Below are 17,780 nucleotides of genomic sequence, written 5' to 3' on the forward strand. Positions count from 1 at the left end.
ACGAGTTAAGAACCATGCTGATGAACGCCGGATTGATAAAGGCCGGCATGCCTGGTTCTGCCCCTCCCAAAAGGCCGTAAAAGCACTATACGTATATTTGATTTGAAAGGGCTGATATGCCGACATTTACATATGCAGGCAAGAAGAACACCGGAGAGGTTGTCAAGGGAACCATAGACGCTACCGATTCGATGCAGGCTGCCTCGCTTTTGAAGGCGCAGAAGATAACCGCTACCACGATAACCGAGGGCGGCGGCGGTCTTAAGATGGAGATAAAGCTTCCCTGGGGCGGCGGCGTAAAGGTCAAAGAGATATGCATATTCACGCGTCAGTTCGCGGTCATGATAGACGCCGGACTGCCGCTTGTTCAGTGTCTGGACATCCTCGGAAGCCAGCAGGAGAATCCGGAGTTTAAAAAGGTCATAATGGAGGTAAAGGGAAGTGTCGAAGGCGGTACGACCTTTGCCGAGGCGCTTAGAAAGCATCCGAAGGTATTTGACGAGCTTTTTGTGAACCTCGTTGCTGCGGGTGAGGTCGGCGGTATACTCGATACCATTTTGAATAGACTTTCCCAGTTCATGGAAAAGGCCGAGGAACTAAGGGGCAAGGTGAAAAGCGCGATGACCTATCCTGTGGCGGTTATCATCATATCCGCGATAATCGTTGCCGGACTTCTGCTTTTCGTCGTTCCTATATTCGAGGACATGTTCAAGAGCTTTGGCAAGGCGCTTCCGATGCCGACGCAGATGGTTGTCACCATGAGCAGAGGGCTTGCCAGTTACTGGTATCTTATATTGGGAGCGATAGGCGGGAGTATATACGGTCTCAAGGCCCTGTATAAAACGTCCAAGGGGCGTTATCAGATGGACAAGCTGTTTCTTAAAATGCCGGTTATTGGCGATATACTCAGAAAAACCGCAGTTGCAAGATTTACGCGTACGCTGGGCACGATGCTCTCAAGCGGTGTTCCTATACTCGATGCCCTCGATATAGTCTCTAAAACTTCCGGTAACGTCATAATTGAAGAAGCCATATTGAAGGCAAAGTCCAGTATCAGCGAGGGTAAAACCCTTGCTGATCCTCTGCAGGCAACAAAGGTCTTTCCGGGCATGGTCACGCAGATGATAAGTGTCGGAGAGGCAACAGGCGCCATGGACTCGATGCTTGGAAAAATCGCGGACTTCTACGAAGAAGAGGTCGATGTTGCCGTCGAATCGCTTACATCTCTTATCGAGCCGATGCTGATGGCCTTTCTCGGAGTCGTGGTCGGAGGCCTAGTCATAGCGCTCTACCTTCCGATATTCGGCCTTGCCGGAGCTGCCGGCGGCTAATAAGGAGAGGCCGCGCGCTGAGATATCTTTTTTGACGTTTTGCCGCCGGTTTAAGCCATGAAATCCTCCATAACACATTCGCTCAGGAGCAAGTTGCTTGCCCTGATGGTGCTTCGTGTCGTGCTTGCCGTGGCGTTTCTCGGTCTTACCGTATGGCTCCAGCATAAGACCTTCCTGATAGAAGATTATAAACTGTTTTATCCCATATACGCGGTTGTCGTATTAATGGGGGTTCTCACTATCGTCTATGCGGCTTTCTTGAACCGTATCGGCAGCCTAAAGCTGTTTGCCTATGCCCAGGTTACAGGCGATGTGCTGCTTACAACGCTCATAGTTTACGTGACAGGGGCGGTAGACAGTTATCTTTCCGTCCTGTATCCGCTCACAGTCATAGGCGGCGCAATAATACTTGGTAAACGCGGCGGATATTATGCCGCGCTTTTATCGAGCCTGTTCTACGCAATCCTTATAGATTTTGATTATTATAATCTGCTGCCGTATAAATATAAAGTCTTTAACTCTGTTGCTTCAAGTATTTCGTGGGAGGATATGCTAACTACCATTTCCACGAATATATTGTCGTTTATCGTTGTGGCGTATCTGTCTGGATATATAGCCGCCAGGATGGCTAGGATGGAGAAGGAGCTTTTTGAAAAGGAAATAGACTTTGAGAAGCTGGAGAAACTTAATCGCCATATAGTCGATAATATTCCAACCGGCGTTATGACACTTGATGAACTCGGACGCATCACGTCTTTCAATAAGGCCGCCTCCGACATAACGGGTTTGGCGTTGAGGGACGTATACTTTAGAACGGTGGCCGAGGTGTTCGATGGTCTCGATGTGGCGAGCCTGTTCGATAAGGAAAAGGTAAAAAGAGTCGAGCTTGAATACGTGGCAAGAAACGGGCAGCGCCGCACACTCGGCTTCGAACTTAGTCGAGGCGAGGAAAGAGAGCTTCATACAGTCGCGATATTCGAGGACCTTAGCGATATAAAACGTCTCGAGGAGCGTCTTAGAAGGGACGACAGGTTAAAGGCCTTGGGCGAGCTTTCCGCGTCAATTGCCCACGAGGTGAGAAATCCGCTTGCGTCGATTAGCGGCTCCATACACGTGCTTAACAACGAACTCAAGCTCGATGGCGATAAGCGCCATTTGATGGAGATAGTAGTCCGTGAGACCGAGAGGCTTAATGCGCTAATAACGGATTTTCTTGTTTTCGCGAAACCGGCAAAGGGCAGGTTCGAGTCGTTTGATCTGAATATCGTTGTGGACGAAACGGCGAAGGTGTTTGCCAACAACCAGGATGCCGGGAATATAACGATAGAGCAGTCGCTTTTGCCGTCGCCTCTTGTGGTAGACGGCGACAGAAGACAGATTTCGCAGGTGTTTTGGAACCTCTTTGTGAACGCAGCCTCGGCAATGCCCGGCGGAGGCAGTTTGAGGTTGAGCTCGCGTACCATGAACGGGTCTCAAAATGCCGCGGTAGTTGAGATTGCGGACTCGGGCACCGGCATAAAGCCGGAGGATATCGGGCGCATATTCGATCCGTTCTTTTCTACAAAAGAAGCAGGGACGGGACTCGGCCTTGCCATAGTGCACAGAATAGTTGAGAGCCACGGCGGCGAGATACACGTGGAAAGCAGGCTTGGCAAGGGAACGACGTTCTCGGTATCGCTGCCGTTATCAAGAGAAGCAAAGGCCATGCAGCAGAGCGAAGCGGTTCACTGAAAAGGCGGATAAAAAACATGTCAAAACCGAAAATAATAATCGTTGACGACGAAAAAAGCATGAGGGATTTCCTATCCATACTTTTCTCAAAGGACGGCTACGAGGTGTCAGCGTTTGCCAATGCAGCCGAGGCCATAAAGCAGTTCGAGACCTCCGGGGCCGACCTCGTAATAACGGATCTCAAGATGCCTGGCTCGATTAGCGGCCTGGACCTGCTAAAGCGCCTTAAGGAGATAGAGCCTGCCGTAACGGTCATAATGCTTACAGCGTATGCATCCGTGGACACTGCCATAGAGGCCATGAAGGCCGGGGCTTATGATTACTTCACAAAGCCGTTTAATGTCGAGGAAATCCGCATACAGGTGAAGCGGGCGCTCGAGCGGATGGCGATGGAGAAGGAAAACTTCGTTCTAAAGAAGGGTTTCAAGGCAAAGCACGGTTTTGCCGGCATGGTTGGAGAGAGCCCGCAGATGGGTGAAGTTTATCAGGCCGTGATGAGTGTGGCTTCGACAAAGGCGAGCGTGCTTATTTCTGGCGAGAGCGGCACCGGTAAGGAACTTGTCGCAAGGGCCGTGCACGATGAGGGGGCGCGTAAAGACAAACCTTTTGTATGCATCAACTGCGGCGCCATTCCCGAAACGCTTCTCGAAAGCGAGCTCTTCGGGTACGTTAAAGGCGCTTTTACCGGCGCATCCGCCAATAAGCAGGGGCTTGTCGAGCTTGCAGAAGGCGGAACCCTCTTTCTCGACGAGATAACCGAGATGCCGCTGAATCTTCAGGTAAAGCTTTTAAGGTTCATCCAGGAGAGGAATATAAGGCGCATCGGCGGGACCTCGGATATCCAGGTCGACATCCGTATCATCGCAGCGACCAACAGGGATATCGAGGCAGAGGTCAAGGCAGGCCGCTTCAGGGAAGACCTTTACTACCGCTTGAACGTCATACGCATAGACGTGCCGCCGTTAAGAGAGAGGGCAAGCGATATACCCGCCCTTGTAAGATATTTTCTCGAAAAGTACTGCCGCGAGCATTCGAAGAACATCTCGTCGGTATCGGGCAGGGCAATGGAGCTTTTGATGGATTACGGTTTCCCGGGCAACGTTAGGGAACTCGAGAATGCTATTGAGCGGGGCGTTACGCTTGAGGCCGGGGCAGTGCTCGATGCCGAGAGCCTTCCGCCGTCTATAAGGAGGGCGGCTTCTGCCACGGCGCCAAGGGGAGAGGGAAATGCGGCATTGTCAGGTTTTGCGGCAACGCTTTCAGAGGAAATGAAGCCCGATATCGCTCCTGGAGGCATAGACCTTGATAAAGTGGTTGCTGATTTCGAAAAGACAATAATAGAAAAGGCCCTTGATGCGGCTAAAGGCGGAAAGAAGAAGGCAGCAGAGCTTCTTGGTATAAGTTTTCGCTCCATGCGTTATAAACTTGCAAAGTACGGCAAGGACGATGAGTGATAAAAATTGTCAAAAGACGGTTTTCTATTGAAGGCTGGCGACATTTTTTGTCATTTAGTCTTACAATGTGTTGAAAACAAAGGAGTATGTTTGTGGCATGACTATTGCAGTATATTAATAGTAGATGAAGCAGTCAGATTCCAACTTTTGTAAGCAGTAAAATAAAATGCAGTAAAAAAGGAGGAATCAAGATGTTAAAGACAATACTCGCAGCACTCAAGAAGAAAGAGGAAGGCTTCACGCTCGTTGAGCTCCTCATCGTCGTCGCGATCATAGCCATCCTCGCGGCAATCGCAATCCCGCAGTTCTCCGCATACAGAAGAAGGGGTTATGCCGCAACCATGAACTCCGATGCAAAGAACGCATACACCGCAGCACAGGCACAGCTTGCCGATGAACCGACGCTTTCGGTTGATTGCAGCGATGCAACAAAAATGACAGCCGCCGGTTATAAGGCGTCAGCTGGTGTAACGTGCGCCGGCGTCATTACCACATCAACCGGTTCATTTACGCTGTCTTCGGCATGGGTTGCCAACAACGAAGTCAGCGCCCCGATCATCAACTTCAACGGCGAACTTACCAAGTCGACCGCGAAGTAATTACTGGAAATACCGAAGCATCGAACCGGAGGGGAATCCCCCCTCCGGTTCTTTTTTTGTCATTGTTTGTACAACAGATGCGGCCGAAAACGCTTCAGGTCAAGGGCAAGCGGAGGAAATAAGAATGCAGCAGAGCTTCTCGGCATAAATTTTCGCGCTATGCGTTATAAATTGGCAAAGTGTGGCAAGGATAGATGGTGACATGATTTGTCACCAGAGGAGTTTTAATGGTAAATAAAGTGACATTTTTTGACATGCTATAGCGTAACGCTTTGAAAATACAAGATAATTTATTTTGGCATGACTGTTGCAAATAGTATCGAGTGGCCAGACTATTTAAAGTTTTGGCAGGCAATAAACTAAAACCTATAGGAGGAAAAAAATGTTAAAGACAATACTCGCAGCACTCAAGAAGAAAGAGGAAGGCTTCACGCTCGTCGAGCTTCTCATCGTCGTCGCGATCATAGCCATCCTCGCGGCAATCGCAATCCCGCAGTTCTCCGCATACAGGAGAAGGGGTTATGCCGCAACCATGAACTCCGATGCAAAGAACGCATACACCGCAGCACAGGCACAGCTTGCCGATGAACCGACGCTAACGGTTGATTGCAGCAATACAGCAAATATGACAGCCGCCGGTTATAAGGCGTCAGCTGGTGTAACGTGCGCCGGCAACATTACCACATCAACCGGTTCATTTACGCTTTCCTCGGCATGGGTTGCCAACGGCGAGGTAACTTCTCCTATCATCAACTACAACGGCGAACTTACCAAGTCGGTCGCAAAGTAATTACTGGAAATACCGAAGCATCGAACCGGAGGGGAATCCCCTCCGGTTCTTTTTTTTGCCGCGGACGGCGTGTCAGCGCAGAAACGCAAAACTAATTCCTTGACACCAAACTCTTTTATGTTAAAATAAAAAACTCATGGGCGCGGTTTTGTGCAATATGCGCGCTCAGTGCGGCTAAAAGCGGGAGTAGCTCAGTGGTAGAGCACAACCTTGCCAAGGTTGGGGCCGCGGGTTCGACCCCCGTCTCCCGCTCCAAATTACGGCCGTCGGCACTTCTAATATACTTAGCCTGTCTATACGTCCGCCACCCAAGGCGGTTTTGTTTTTTAAAAAACTTTTGGCCGGCCCTTTGCTGTAGTGATTTTCATGTCCTCCATCTTCGCGGGCGGCCTTTACCGTGCGCATGACTTCGGCAGAGAACGCAAAACTCGACAGCTTTTCGAGCTTTCTAAGGAAGAAGGACCTTAAGTCCACGCAGCAGCGCCATGTCATCGCTGCCACGTTTTTTTCAATCACCACGCACATCAATCTCGAAGAACTTCTGAAAAAGGTAAAGAAGAAGAACCCAAATGTCGGGTTTGCAACGGTCTACCGCACCATGAAGCTTCTTCTGGAGGGGGGGCTGGCTGTAGAGCGCCACTTCGGGGACGGACAGACAAGGTATGAGAATGTGCCCGAGGACGGGCACCACGACCATCTTATTTGCGTCAAATGCTCCGATATAGTCGAGTTCACGAACCAGAAGATAGAGAAGCTCCAGGAGGAGACCGCCAGGAAACACGATTTCAAGGTAGTGAGGCACAAGCTCGAGCTCTACGGTTATTGCCGTAAGTGCAGGTAGGGCCGGGCCGGTAAAAAATTTTTGCCTTGTAAATGAAAATGAAAATTGATATCATTTAGTAGTTCGCCCGGACGCCCGGCTGCCGGATACCCGGCCGTCAGGCAGGCTTTGGAAAGGATGCATGCTGGAGCATAACTTAAATACAAAGGTAGCGCTTGTAGGTAACCCGAATGTCGGTAAAAGCGTCATATTCGGCGTGCTTACCGGCGCTTATGCCAACGTGTCCAATTATCCGGGCACTACAGTCGAGGTGTCTCGCGGAAGCGCCGAGATAAAAGGGAAAAAATGCCTCATTATAGACACCCCGGGCGTTAACTCAATCGTGCCTGCTTCCGAAGACGAACGCGTCACGCGCGACATACTTCTTAATGATCACATAGACTATATAGCCCTTGTTGCTGATTCGAAAAACCTTAAAAGGGCGCTTGTCATAGCAACCGAGCTTGCAGAGATGTCCGTGCCGTGCGCCCTGGCCCTTAATATGTACGACGAGGCAGGGGAGCGCGGCATACATGTGGACGCGGCCTTGCTCGAAAAAAAGCTCTCCATTCCGGTCGTGCCTGTTATTGCAACGCAGAGGTGGAATGTTGACAAGTTTAAGGAAAGAGTGTTTGACGGCGCTGTGCCGCTCTTAAGCGTGCAGTATCCGCCTGCCATAGAGGCTGCGCTCGATTCTATTGTAAAGCTGCTGCCGGCTTCTTTCAAGGCCGCAAGGGCCGTGGCCCTTATGCTTCTTGGCGGAGATAAAACCCTGGAGGGGTGGGTGCGGGATGCCTCCGGCGAGCAGGCAAGGCTTGCCATAGAAGAGATACGTAAAAACGCGGCAAAACGGTATGCCGAGCCGCTTGGCTATATAATAAATAAGGAACGTCTAAGGTATGCGGACTCGATAGTCAAGGATACCGTAAGGGCCGAGACAAAGGGCGCGGGCCCGCTAAAGGACAAGCTCGGCACGCTCTCGATGCACCCGGTCTGGGGCTTTGTCTTTCTGGCTCTTGTGCTTGGCGCGATGTACGGTTTTGTCGGAGTGCTTGGAGCGGGGTATGCAGTTGACTTCATAACATCCGCTATCTTCGGTAAATACCTTGTTCCGTGGACCTCGCGCGTTGTCGAGTATGTAGTTGGCCCCGGCTTTATAAAAGACCTGCTTGTTGGCCCTTACGGGCTCGTGAGCATGGCGTTTACCTACGCAATCGCCATAGTGCTTCCGATAGTCGGTTCGTTCTTCATATTCTTCGGGCTTCTTGAGGATTCGGGCTACCTGCCGCGTCTTGCGGTCATGGTGGACAGGGCATTTCGGCGCATGGGGCTAAACGGCAAGGCCGTTCTTCCGATGGTTCTTGGGCTCGGCTGCGGCACCATGGCAACGATGACAGCGAGGATTCTCGAGACGAGAAAGGAGCGCATCATAGTGACGCTTCTACTCGCGCTCGGCATCCCTTGTTCTGCGCAGCTTGGCGTCATCATGGGCATGCTCTCGGCAATCTCTTTATGGGGCGCGCTCGTATGGTGCGTGAGCATTATCATAGTGATTGTCATAGTGTCCTACCTCGCGTCGCTTATAGTAAAGGGCGGCACCTCGGATTTTGTTTTGGAGATACCGCCGTTTCGCGCTCCAAAGCCATCGAATATCGCCCTTAAAACGCTTGTGCGGGTGGAGTGGTATTTAAAAGAAGCCGTGCCGCTTTTTATTCTCGGCACGCTCACGCTTTTTACTGCCGATAAGCTCGGGCTTGTCTCTCTTATGGAGAGATGGAGCGCGCCGCTTTTCGAAACGCTTCTCTCGCTTCCCAGGGAAGTCGCTTCCCCGTTCGTGCTCGGGTTTTTAAGGCGTGATTACGGCGCAGCCGGGCTCTTTATGCTCCAGAAAAACGGGCTGCTCGACGGCGTGCAAACGGTAGTGAGCCTCGTTACCATGACGCTTTTTGTTCCGTGCATAGCAAACTTCTTCATGATAATAAAGGAGCGGGGCATTAAAGTGGCGTTCTGGATGGCCCTTTTCATATTCCCGGCAGCGGTACTTGCAGGAGCGCTGCTGAATTTTATTTTGCGGCTCTTTGGCGCAGCATTTTAAGTTCCTTTAAGGAGGATATATGGCAGACGAGCGGGCTGTTGAAGAGGTTCTCGAGTTCATATGGGCAAAGGGCGAGGAAGGCGCGGACTCTATAAAGGAACTCCTCTGTGTTGACGAAGTGCAGCGCACCGGAGGCGACCTGGAGACCATAAAGGAGATGGAGCGAGACGGCCTGGTAACGGTCAATAAGGATTCCGTAAGCCTTACCGAAAAGGGCGCGGTGCTGGCAAAGGGTGTAGTGCGGCGGCACAGGCTTGCCGAGCGTCTTCTTGCCGACGTGCTCGACGTTCACGACGAAGAAACGCTTGAGCGCCACGCCTGCAGCTTCGAGCATTCTCTCTCGGCCGCGGTTGCCGACAGTATCTGTACTCTCCTTGGGCATCCGCCTTCGTGCCCGCACGGGCTTCCCATACCAAAGGGCGAGTGTTGCACAAGGGGGGCCGAAAGGATACGGCCTCTGGTGCTTCCGCTTCTGGACATAGATGCGGGTGAGAGCGTTAGAATCGCTTTCATTGCGCCAAAGACCTTTAAGCGTATCGAAAAGCTCGGCTCCATGGGCCTGGTGCCGGGAAGCGTAATTAAGCTCGTGCAAAAGAGGCCGGCCTATGTCATAAAGCTTGCGGAAACAACGGTTGCGATAGAGGAGGACATAGCAGCCGATATTTTCGTGAAGCAGCTTAGATAAGCCTGTGTAAGATTTGCATTGGACTTGACCACTTTATGAACCGACAAATACTTGACAAGTTCCCTAAGATGCGATATCTATATTCTAACTTCTTGATTATATTGAAAATATAACAAGTGTTACCGAAAGGCGTAAATCAAAATGAAATCACATAAAGATATACTGGTTGCTATAGTGGGGCTTGGCAGGGTTGGGAGTAAGTTTCTTGCTTCCTTTGGGGCCAAGGTTGGTTCTATAAAGATAGTTGCTGCAGCCGAGAGAGACAGGTCGGCTCCCGGGGTGGAGGTAGCGAGTAAGCTTGGCGTAAAGGTGGTTAAGGATACAAAAGAGCTTGCGATGCTTGGCGAGAAAATAGACATCATATTCGACCTTAGCGGCTGCGCTGATACGAGAAAGGTCCTAAGAAGCGAACTCGCGAGATCCGGCAACCAGCACACCGCAATCGCAACCGAGACCATGGCATTCCTTATCTGGGAACTTATGGGAGAGAAGGAGAAGCTTCCTGACGCTCACAATAAAAAAGGGTATTAGGTATCAATAGGAATATGTAAAAAAAGGCCGCGCCTTAAAGCGCGGCCTTTTTTGTTTTCAAAGGCGCAGGAAATGGTATTATAACCGGCATACGTATAGCTCTGCAGCGCCATTTGAACGCGGGTTCTAACGGACGCAAAAAAGTCGATTGCATAAGAGGGCTGTTCGATGCCGTTTTTTACGAGACTGATGGCTGTTTTTTATACGCGTTTTAGGGGCCTTGCAAACAGGGCTGCCAAAGGCCTTTCGGCAAGGCCGCAATTAGACATACCGTGGACGCTTTTTATAAAACCGCTTAAAGATTCCCGTATTGCCATAATAACGACAGCAGGTGTTCATCGCTCTACTGACAGGCCTTTTGACATGTCTGATGCAGACGGCGATCCGACTTTTCGCGTGATAAACGCCGATACGCCCGTAACCTCTCTTAAAATTACGCACGACTATTACGACCACCGCGATGCGGATAAGGATATAAACGTAGTTTTTCCAATAGAGCGTCTTCGTGAGCTTGAAAAAGACGGTGTTATCGGCGGCGTTGCCATGCGTCACTTCGGCCTCATGGGCCACATCAAAGGACGTTTCATAAAGCCTCTTGTCGAGACCACTGCGTCTGAGATTGCGCGTATGCTTAAAGAAGATAAAGTCGATGCCGTAGTTTTAACCCCCGGGTGAGTGACCTGTAACCGGTCCGTCGGACTGGTGGCAAGGGTTATCGAGGATAGCGGCATCTCAACGGTTGCCGTGTCGATTATAAGAAAGCTCACGGAAGAGGCAGGAGTGCCCAGAGCCGTGTTCCTTCACTGGCCTCTTGGGCATCCGCTTGGCGAGCCGTTTAACTCGCTGCAGCAGCGCATAGTATTGATAAGGGCGCTAAAAAGACTTACACTAGCCGATAAACCAGGCATCATAGAAGACCTGCCTTTTCGGTGGCGAAGGCACGAAGATTTGAAGGAGTAGCACGTGGCGCTTAGGGGTAAGAGTGGACAATGATTACGCAGCAAAAACAGCTTGCAGATGAGTTGCTTGAAAATGGTTGGGTAATAATGGAAAAAACCACAGTGTCCACCGAGTGGTGGCTCGATGAATTTTGGATTATAGAGTCTACATGGTCGCCGGTTGGTTTGAAATTGTATGTCAGGTTTATTGTAGATCCTCAGCATGTTAGGATGCGGAAAAAAGGCGAGCAGGTGCTGATTGTAAGTGCAGGGTTTGAAATTGGGGATTCGTGGCGCGCCAAGGACTGTGAGCCCGAGATTTATTTGAAGCCGCATTGGGAAAGAAACCTCCCCGGCTTTATTGCGAAGTTGTCGAAAATAAGAGATGGATATCGTGAGGAAAAGACATTGTGACTTAAAGGAGTAGCGCGCGTGACGTTCCATGGAAATCGAATATCCGTACGCATGATGGTTGTTCTTCTGTGCGCGGCATTTATTGCGGCACTGCCGCTGCCTTCCTTTGCTCATAATGACGAGGAAGCGAATATACGCGTCTATAACGAATACGCGCCCTCGGTCGTGAACATTACGACAACCACCGTGTCCTACGACTTCTTTCTAAATATCGTTCCGAAGAGCGGCTCTGGCTCCGGCATAATCATCGACACGCTTGGAGATATCGTCACCAATTACCATGTCATAGAGAACGCAAAGAGCCTAGAGGTAACGCTCTTTGACGGCAGTAAGTACGAGGCAAAGCTTGCGGGCATAGATCCTGATAACGACCTTGCCGTGTTAAAGATAGACGCGCCAAAGGAAAAATTAAAGCCTGTAGTCTACGGCGATTCAACGAAGGTGAGGGTCGGGCAAAAGGTGCTCGCAATAGGCAATCCGTTCGGGCTCGAGGGCACGCTTACCGTCGGCATAGTGAGCTCGCTTGGAAGAACGATGCGCACGGAAAACGGCCGCTTGATGCGCGGCGTAATACAGACAGATGCTGCGATAAACCCCGGAAACTCTGGCGGGGCGCTGCTTAATGCAGAAGGCAGGCTCATAGGCGTAAATACCGCGATATTTTCCCCGCGCGGCGGCAACATCGGCATAGGGTTTGCCATACCCGCAGGCATTGTTAGAAAATCCGTTGACGAGATGATAAAGCGCGGTTACGTGATACGCGCGTGGCTTGGCATAAACGGCCAGAGTATAGATACTACGTTCTCAAAGGTCCTTGGGCTTGGCGGCGAGGAGGGCGTGCTCATAGCAGAGATATACAAGGCTGGCCCGGCCGAGAAGGCCGCTCTTAAAGGGGGAACCGGATACAGGAGGCTTGGTAACGTGTTCGTGGCAGTGGGAGGAGACCTTATCGTTGCCCTTGACGGTAAGAAGGTCAAGAATAACGACGAGCTAAACGAACTGCTAGACACTTACAAGCCGGGGGCAAAGGTGGAGCTTACCATCATGCGAGGGAAGAAAAAGCTTATTGTGCCAGTGGAGCTTGGCGAGGCGCCGAGGCCGAAGTGAGGCGCGCGATTTTTAGGCGCATACGTTTTGGCGTAAGGAATACGCGTGTCCAAAAACCACTTGACTTAAAAGGGATTATTCTGTTAAATATTGCAATTCGTAAAACGTATTTGGCAACGCGATGAAAGCAGAAACCTTCGAGCGGGGTATACACCCTGCGTACAATAAGGAACTAAGCCTTGGTTCCGTGGTTGATTTAGCGTTGCCAACGCGCGTAATCATACCGCTGCATCAGCATATAGGAGCCCCGTCAACGCCGGTAGTTAAAAAAGGCGATGATGTGACCGAGGGGCAGCTTATAGGCGACGGCACGTCTTTCGTTTCCGCTCCTGTACACGCAAGCATTTCAGGTAAAGTCAAAGACATAGTAATGCATCCGTACCCGGCCGGCGGCTCTGCTTTGTCCATTATCATAGAAGGCGACGGCGTTACCCGTAAGGACTGGGGTTCGGTTGCCGGCGCGCTTGACCTCGGCTCCATGACAGTGGAAGAACTGCGCTCGAAAATACGCGCAGCCGGCATAGTCGGCATGGGAGGAGCGGCATTTCCGACGTCCGTTAAGCTTTCACCTCCGCCGGAAAAGAAAATCGACACTGTCGTGTTAAACGGCTGCGAGTGCGAGCCGTTTCTTACCTCCGACCATAGAATAATGGTGGATACGCCTCTTAAGGTCGTCTGGGGGCTAAAGGCCATCATGCGCGCAGTTGGCGCGTCAAAGGGCGTCATAGGCGTTGAGGATAACAAGACCGATGCTATCGAGGCGCTTTCAAAGGCAGCAAAAGAGATATCAAGCGATATAACCATAACCGCGCTCGAGACAAAGTATCCGCAGGGCGCTGAGAAGATGCTAATACATGCGGTGCTAAAGAGAAAGGTGCCGCTTGGAAAGCTGCCGATGGATGCGGGCGTTGTCGTAAATAACGTCGGCACCGCTGCAGCAATATTCGACGCTCTTAAAACAGGTAAGCCCCTTATCGAGAGAATAGTGACAGTTAGCGGTAACGGCATAAATAAGCCCGGCAACTTCCGCGTAAGGGTCGGCACGCCGTTTGAAGAGGTAATTGAAGCCGCAGGCGGAATAAAGGACGGCGACGAGGTGGTGGTTATAAACGGAGGGCCGATGATGGGCATTGCGCAAAGGACCCTTGATGCCCCTGTTGTGAAAGGTACCTCCGGCATAACGATACTTCAGGCAAAAACAGTTAAGCCGCTTTCCTATAAGCCGTGCATAAAGTGCGCCTCATGCGTCGAGGCATGCCCCATGGGGCTGATGCCATATAAGCTTGCGGATATGGGAAGGCTTGAGATGGCAGAGCTTTTCAAGGAATGGAGCGGCACTGCCTGTATCGAGTGCGGGTGCTGCTCGTTCGTTTGCCCCTCCAAGAGGCCGCTTGTTGAGTGGATACGGGTCGGTAAAATAAAGCTTAGGGAAGCAGAGCGCAAAAAGAGCGCTTAAAAAGGATTTTTTGATGGAAGAAACTGTAAATAAGACAGCGGCCGCTGCGCCTCAGGCAGCCGAGGAAAAGAAGACGAGGGCGTTTGTTGTATCGTCGTCGCCGCACGTCTTTGACCAAACGAATGTTTACCGCATCATGCATGCCGTTATTCTCGCGCTTATTCCTGCATGCGGTGTGAGCGTGTATGTATTTGGCCCAAGGGCGCTCCTTATAATAGTTGTAAGCCTTGTTTCTGCCGTAGTAACGGAGATAGTGTGCCAGAGGTTTTTAAAGAAACCTGTCACCGTAGCCGACGGAAGCGCGGCCATAACCGGCATACTCATAGCTCTTACGCTTCCGCCAAGCTTCCCGATATTTGGCGTAATACTTGGTAATGTCTTTGCCATAGCAATCGGCAAACAGATATTTGGCGGCCTCGGGCTAAACATCTTTAACCCCGCGCTTCTTGGCAGAGCGTTTTTGCAGGCCACTTACCCGGTGCTGATTACCACGTGGACAGACCCGTTCAACTACGGCTCAACGGCAGTCGATGCGATAGCAGGGGCTACACCTCTTGCGCTTAAAAAGTTCGAGGGCGCGATGGCAGCGCATTCGGATATGCTGCTTGGCAATGTCGCAGGCTCTCTTGGCGAGACCTCTGTGATAGCCATACTTGTCGGCGGTCTTATTCTTCGTTATCTCGGGCATATAAACTGGAAGCTGCCGCTAGGTTTTCTCGGAAGCATTGCCTTTACAAGCGGCGTATTCTGGCTCATAGACCCCACGAAGTACGCGGACCCGCTCTATCATTTATGCGCAGGTGGCGCGATGCTTGGCGCGTGGTTCATGGTTACGGACATGGTAACTTCTCCGACAACACCGAAAGGGCAGTGGATATTTGCAATAACAGCAGGCGCAATAACCGTCATCATAAGGCTCTTTGGAGGGTTACCCGAGGGCGTTATGTACTCGATACTTCTTATGAACGCGGTAACGCCGCTAATCAACAGGTGGACGAGGCCCAAGGTGTTTGGAGAGCTTGAGGCAAGGAGCAAGGCGTGAACCTTTCGGCAAGGATGATAATAACGCTTACGGTCACCGCGCTCGTGGTAGGCGGCATACTGACCGTATTTTATAAGAGCGTTGAGCCGAGAATCGAGCACAACAGGCTCGAAGAGGAGAAGAAGGCCATATTCGCGGTGCTAGATGGCGCGAGCGCGTACGATACCATATCGAAGGATATAGCGCTTGCAAGCGGCAAGAAACGCACGGTGCGCATATTCAAAGGCAAGGATGCGAATGGCAATATAGTTGGCTATGCATTCGTTGCGAACGGCCCTGGGTTTGCCGGCATCATATCGATGATGGTCGGGTTGAACGTTGATAAGGAAAGCCTTGCGGGAATGAAGGTCTTAGACCAGGTCGAGACACCGGGGCTTGGCAATAAGATAGTGGAAAATAAATTTACCGACCAGTTCAAGGGCCTTAAGATAAAGCCCAAGATAGGGTACGTTAAACTCAAGAAGCCCGAGCAGCCAACGGATATACAGGCTATAACAGGGGCAACGATATCGAGTGTGGCAGTGATAAACGCCATCAACAACGAGGTAAACGTGGTGCTTGGTATCCTTGCCGAAGAGGGCGATGGCGCAGCTGCAGTAAAGGCACCGGAGGGTAAGTAACGATGTCGCTTTCAAAGATATTTAAAACAGGGCTTTGGAATAATAATGCGGTCATAAAGCTGCTCCTTGGCATGTGCCCGACACTTGCGGTCACCAATTCCGCAATCAACGGCCTTGCCATGGGGCTTGCATCGACATTCGTTGTTCTGTGCTCGAGTTCGTTTGTTTCCGTGATAAGGCGCATAGTCCCCGGTGGCGTTAGGATACCGACTTATATCGTTATTATCGCCGGGTTCGTTACCTTGGCCGATTTCTTTCTCAGGGCGTTTTTCCCTGCCATAAGCAAGGCCCTTGGTCCGTATGTGCCGCTAATCGTCGTGAACTGCATGATAATGGGCAGGGCAGAGGCCTTTGCCTCGAAGAATCCTATACTGCCGTCTTTTGTGGACGCAGCAGGCATGGGAATAGGTTTTACCTGGGTGCTTGTCGTACTAGGCTCTGTAAGAGAGGTGCTAGGTAACGGCAGCATATTTAACTTTGTTTTCGCTCCCGAAAGCGTCTACACGCCGTGGATTATCATGATACTTCCGGCAGGCGCCTTCATAAGCCTCGGGCTTATGATAGGGCTGATAAATTACTTTAGCATGAGAAAGGCGAGGGCTGCACAATGAAGCCGGTACTGATATTTCTCTCGGCCGCCGTTGTAAATAACTTCGTCCTTGCCTACTTCCTTGGCATATGCCCGTTCCTCGGCGTTTCGAAGCGCATCGATACTGCCGTGAACATGGGGCTTGCTACAACCTTTGTCATGGCCATAGCCGCTGTTATAACGTGGCTTATAAACGCCTTCATACTGGTTGAGTACAATCTGCCGTTTTTGCAAAACGTCACGTATATAATAACGATAGCCGGGCTCGTGCAGTTTGTCGAGATGTTCATAAAAAAGACCAGCCCGCATCTGTACAGGAGCCTTGGCATATTCCTGCCGCTGATAACGACTAACTGCGCCATACTCGGTCTTGCGCTCTTCTCGGCGCTAAGAGAGTATACCTTCATAGAGTGCATGGCTTTTGGCATAGGAGCGGGTGTTGGATTTACGCTTGCGCTCGTTATAATGGCAGGGATAAGGGAAGAGCTAGAGTTCGCGGATATACCTGCGTATTTAAAAGGCGCGCCCATGACGCTTCTTGTGGCAGGAATGCTGGCGCTCGCGTTCATGGGGTTTGCAGGACTTATATCGGTATAAGCGAGGATTTTGGCTTAAAATTGCCGCTGCCGTGTGTTATACTGAACTATTGACGCTATGACAACTACATTACTCATATCTCTTGCAACGATGGGCGGACTGGGTGTGGCATTTGCGCTGCTCCTTGTCTATGGCAGTAAGAAGTTCCATGTGGAAGAGGATCCGCTTGTCGAGGCTCTCAATGCCGTGCTTCCCGGGACCAACTGCGGCGCCTGCGGTTATGCCGGGTGCGCCGCGCTTGCCGAACTTCTTGCAAAGGGAGATGCGCCGATAAACGCGTGTCCTGCCGGAGGTCAGGAGGTTGCGGACCTGATAGCAAAGGCCCTTGGCAAGGAATCGTTAAAGGCAAAACGCATACTTGCAGTGGTGCTTTGCCGCGGCGGCAACGCAGAGGCAGTGAAGAATGCCGTTTATAGGGGGGATATGAGCTGCTCTGCGGCCAATATTACCGGAGGAGAGAAGCTTTGCTCGTACTCGTGCCTTGGTTACGCTGACTGCGTGAGGGCGTGCGCGTACGACGCTATAGACATGAGCTCAAACGGCCTTCCGGTCGTGTTCTACGACAAATGCATAGGCTGCGGCGCGTGCGCAAAGGCGTGCCCGAGAAATATAATCGAGATGCACGATGAATTGCACAAGCTCTTCGTGTACTGCAAGAATAAGGACAAGGGCCCCCAGGCAAAGAAGGCCTGCAAGGTCTCGTGCATAGCCTGTACACTTTGCGTAAAGGACGCCGGAGCGGAAGGCGCCATAGCCATGAAAGACAATCTTGCCGTTATAAACTACGACAGCTGCCCTCAAAACGACGCATCCACCAAACGCTGCCCCACAAAGTGCATCCTCTACGGCGAAGAAGAGCTCTCCACGAAAAGCGCGTTCTACTCGAAGCAGGAAAATAAGAGCGCGGTCTGAGCTTAAAATTTAATAATCGGTTTTTAACCGTATTTTAATCCTATTTTGATAGCATGGAGTAATACGATC

General features: G+C 51.1%; 17 protein-coding genes, 1 tRNA gene and 2 pseudogenes. All 20 read left to right on the plus strand.

The window, feature by feature from the left end:
• Window positions 1-116 precede the first annotated feature (116 nt).
• A complete protein-coding gene (locus OEV59_08010) occupies window positions 117-1,331 on the plus strand; it encodes a type II secretion system F family protein (GenBank protein ID MDH4227672.1) in 1,215 nt (404 codons plus the stop codon).
• A gap of 57 nt (window positions 1,332-1,388) precedes the next feature.
• The gene (locus OEV59_08015; GenBank protein MDH4227673.1) at window positions 1,389-3,062 is read left to right on the plus strand and encodes an ATP-binding protein; all 1,674 of its coding nucleotides are present in this window, start codon (window positions 1,389-1,391) and stop codon (window positions 3,060-3,062) included.
• A gap of 17 nt (window positions 3,063-3,079) precedes the next feature.
• Entirely contained in the window at window positions 3,080-4,516 is a 1,437-nt protein-coding gene (locus OEV59_08020) for a sigma-54 dependent transcriptional regulator (protein MDH4227674.1), read from the plus strand.
• Between the two features lie 191 nt (window positions 4,517-4,707).
• Window positions 4,708-4,842: pseudogene (locus OEV59_08025) on the plus strand (prepilin-type N-terminal cleavage/methylation domain-containing protein).
• Window positions 4,843-5,497: 655 nt separating this feature from the next.
• Window positions 5,498-5,614: pseudogene (locus OEV59_08030) on the plus strand (prepilin-type N-terminal cleavage/methylation domain-containing protein).
• A 471-nt stretch (window positions 5,615-6,085) separates the two neighbouring features.
• A tRNA-Gly gene (locus OEV59_08035) sits at window positions 6,086-6,160 on the plus strand.
• A 148-nt stretch (window positions 6,161-6,308) separates the two neighbouring features.
• Complete coding sequence (locus tag OEV59_08040; GenBank protein MDH4227675.1) at window positions 6,309-6,746, plus strand: transcriptional repressor; 438 nt, start codon at window positions 6,309-6,311, stop codon at window positions 6,744-6,746.
• Between the two features lie 121 nt (window positions 6,747-6,867).
• The gene (gene feoB, locus OEV59_08045) at window positions 6,868-8,820 is read left to right on the plus strand and encodes a ferrous iron transport protein B (GenBank protein ID MDH4227676.1); all 1,953 of its coding nucleotides are present in this window, start codon (window positions 6,868-6,870) and stop codon (window positions 8,818-8,820) included.
• 19 nt (window positions 8,821-8,839) lie between these two features.
• Window positions 8,840-9,505 (plus strand): metal-dependent transcriptional regulator, encoded by a 666-nt coding sequence (locus tag OEV59_08050; protein ID MDH4227677.1) that lies wholly within the window; start codon window positions 8,840-8,842, stop codon window positions 9,503-9,505.
• Between the two features lie 141 nt (window positions 9,506-9,646).
• Entirely contained in the window at window positions 9,647-10,036 is a 390-nt protein-coding gene (locus tag OEV59_08055; protein ID MDH4227678.1) for a Gfo/Idh/MocA family oxidoreductase, read from the plus strand.
• A gap of 168 nt (window positions 10,037-10,204) precedes the next feature.
• Entirely contained in the window at window positions 10,205-10,711 is a 507-nt protein-coding gene (locus OEV59_08060; GenBank protein ID MDH4227679.1) for a glycine/betaine/sarcosine/D-proline family reductase selenoprotein B, read from the plus strand.
• On the plus strand, window positions 10,712-10,996 hold the full coding sequence (locus tag OEV59_08065) for a hypothetical protein (GenBank protein ID MDH4227680.1): 285 nt from the start codon (window positions 10,712-10,714) through the stop codon (window positions 10,994-10,996).
• Between the two features lie 29 nt (window positions 10,997-11,025).
• Window positions 11,026-11,388, plus strand: a complete 363-nt coding sequence (locus tag OEV59_08070) for a hypothetical protein (GenBank protein ID MDH4227681.1) — start codon at window positions 11,026-11,028, stop codon at window positions 11,386-11,388.
• Between the two features lie 18 nt (window positions 11,389-11,406).
• On the plus strand, window positions 11,407-12,495 hold the full coding sequence (locus tag OEV59_08075; protein ID MDH4227682.1) for a trypsin-like peptidase domain-containing protein: 1,089 nt from the start codon (window positions 11,407-11,409) through the stop codon (window positions 12,493-12,495).
• A 121-nt stretch (window positions 12,496-12,616) separates the two neighbouring features.
• On the plus strand, window positions 12,617-13,951 hold the full coding sequence (gene rsxC / locus OEV59_08080; GenBank protein ID MDH4227683.1) for an electron transport complex subunit RsxC: 1,335 nt from the start codon (window positions 12,617-12,619) through the stop codon (window positions 13,949-13,951).
• A gap of 13 nt (window positions 13,952-13,964) precedes the next feature.
• A complete protein-coding gene (locus OEV59_08085; GenBank protein ID MDH4227684.1) occupies window positions 13,965-14,993 on the plus strand; it encodes an RnfABCDGE type electron transport complex subunit D in 1,029 nt (342 codons plus the stop codon).
• Window positions 14,990-15,613, plus strand: a complete 624-nt coding sequence (locus OEV59_08090) for an RnfABCDGE type electron transport complex subunit G (GenBank protein ID MDH4227685.1) — start codon at window positions 14,990-14,992, stop codon at window positions 15,611-15,613. The genes OEV59_08085 and OEV59_08090 overlap by 4 nt, the downstream gene beginning before the upstream one ends.
• A gap of 2 nt (window positions 15,614-15,615) precedes the next feature.
• Entirely contained in the window at window positions 15,616-16,224 is a 609-nt protein-coding gene (locus tag OEV59_08095; GenBank protein MDH4227686.1) for an electron transport complex subunit E, read from the plus strand.
• A complete protein-coding gene (locus tag OEV59_08100; GenBank protein ID MDH4227687.1) occupies window positions 16,221-16,799 on the plus strand; it encodes an RnfABCDGE type electron transport complex subunit A in 579 nt (192 codons plus the stop codon). The genes OEV59_08095 and OEV59_08100 overlap by 4 nt, the downstream gene beginning before the upstream one ends.
• A gap of 57 nt (window positions 16,800-16,856) precedes the next feature.
• Window positions 16,857-17,711: an RnfABCDGE type electron transport complex subunit B gene (locus OEV59_08105; protein ID MDH4227688.1), complete on the plus strand. Its 855-nt coding sequence runs from the start codon at window positions 16,857-16,859 to the stop codon at window positions 17,709-17,711.
• Window positions 17,712-17,780 lie beyond the last annotated feature (69 nt).

Source organism: Deltaproteobacteria bacterium (assembly GCA_029858205.1).
Lineage (GTDB): Bacteria > Desulfobacterota > GWC2-55-46 > GWC2-55-46 > DRQE01 > JAOUFM01.

Coding starts and splice junctions, on each gene's coding strand:
- OEV59_08010 (MDH4227672.1), top strand. CDS start 117: ATGCCGACATTTACATATGCAGGCAAGAAGAACACCGGAGAGGTTGTC.
- OEV59_08015 (MDH4227673.1), top strand. CDS start 1,389: ATGAAATCCTCCATAACACATTCGCTCAGGAGCAAGTTGCTTGCCCTG.
- OEV59_08020 (MDH4227674.1), top strand. CDS start 3,080: ATGTCAAAACCGAAAATAATAATCGTTGACGACGAAAAAAGCATGAGG.
- OEV59_08040 (MDH4227675.1), top strand. CDS start 6,309: ATGACTTCGGCAGAGAACGCAAAACTCGACAGCTTTTCGAGCTTTCTA.
- feoB (MDH4227676.1), top strand. CDS start 6,868: ATGCTGGAGCATAACTTAAATACAAAGGTAGCGCTTGTAGGTAACCCG.
- OEV59_08050 (MDH4227677.1), top strand. CDS start 8,840: ATGGCAGACGAGCGGGCTGTTGAAGAGGTTCTCGAGTTCATATGGGCA.
- OEV59_08055 (MDH4227678.1), top strand. CDS start 9,647: ATGAAATCACATAAAGATATACTGGTTGCTATAGTGGGGCTTGGCAGG.
- OEV59_08060 (MDH4227679.1), top strand. CDS start 10,205: ATGCCGTTTTTTACGAGACTGATGGCTGTTTTTTATACGCGTTTTAGG.
- OEV59_08070 (MDH4227681.1), top strand. CDS start 11,026: ATGATTACGCAGCAAAAACAGCTTGCAGATGAGTTGCTTGAAAATGGT.
- rsxC (MDH4227683.1), top strand. CDS start 12,617: ATGAAAGCAGAAACCTTCGAGCGGGGTATACACCCTGCGTACAATAAG.
- OEV59_08085 (MDH4227684.1), top strand. CDS start 13,965: ATGGAAGAAACTGTAAATAAGACAGCGGCCGCTGCGCCTCAGGCAGCC.
- OEV59_08095 (MDH4227686.1), top strand. CDS start 15,616: ATGTCGCTTTCAAAGATATTTAAAACAGGGCTTTGGAATAATAATGCG.
- OEV59_08100 (MDH4227687.1), top strand. CDS start 16,221: ATGAAGCCGGTACTGATATTTCTCTCGGCCGCCGTTGTAAATAACTTC.
- OEV59_08105 (MDH4227688.1), top strand. CDS start 16,857: ATGACAACTACATTACTCATATCTCTTGCAACGATGGGCGGACTGGGT.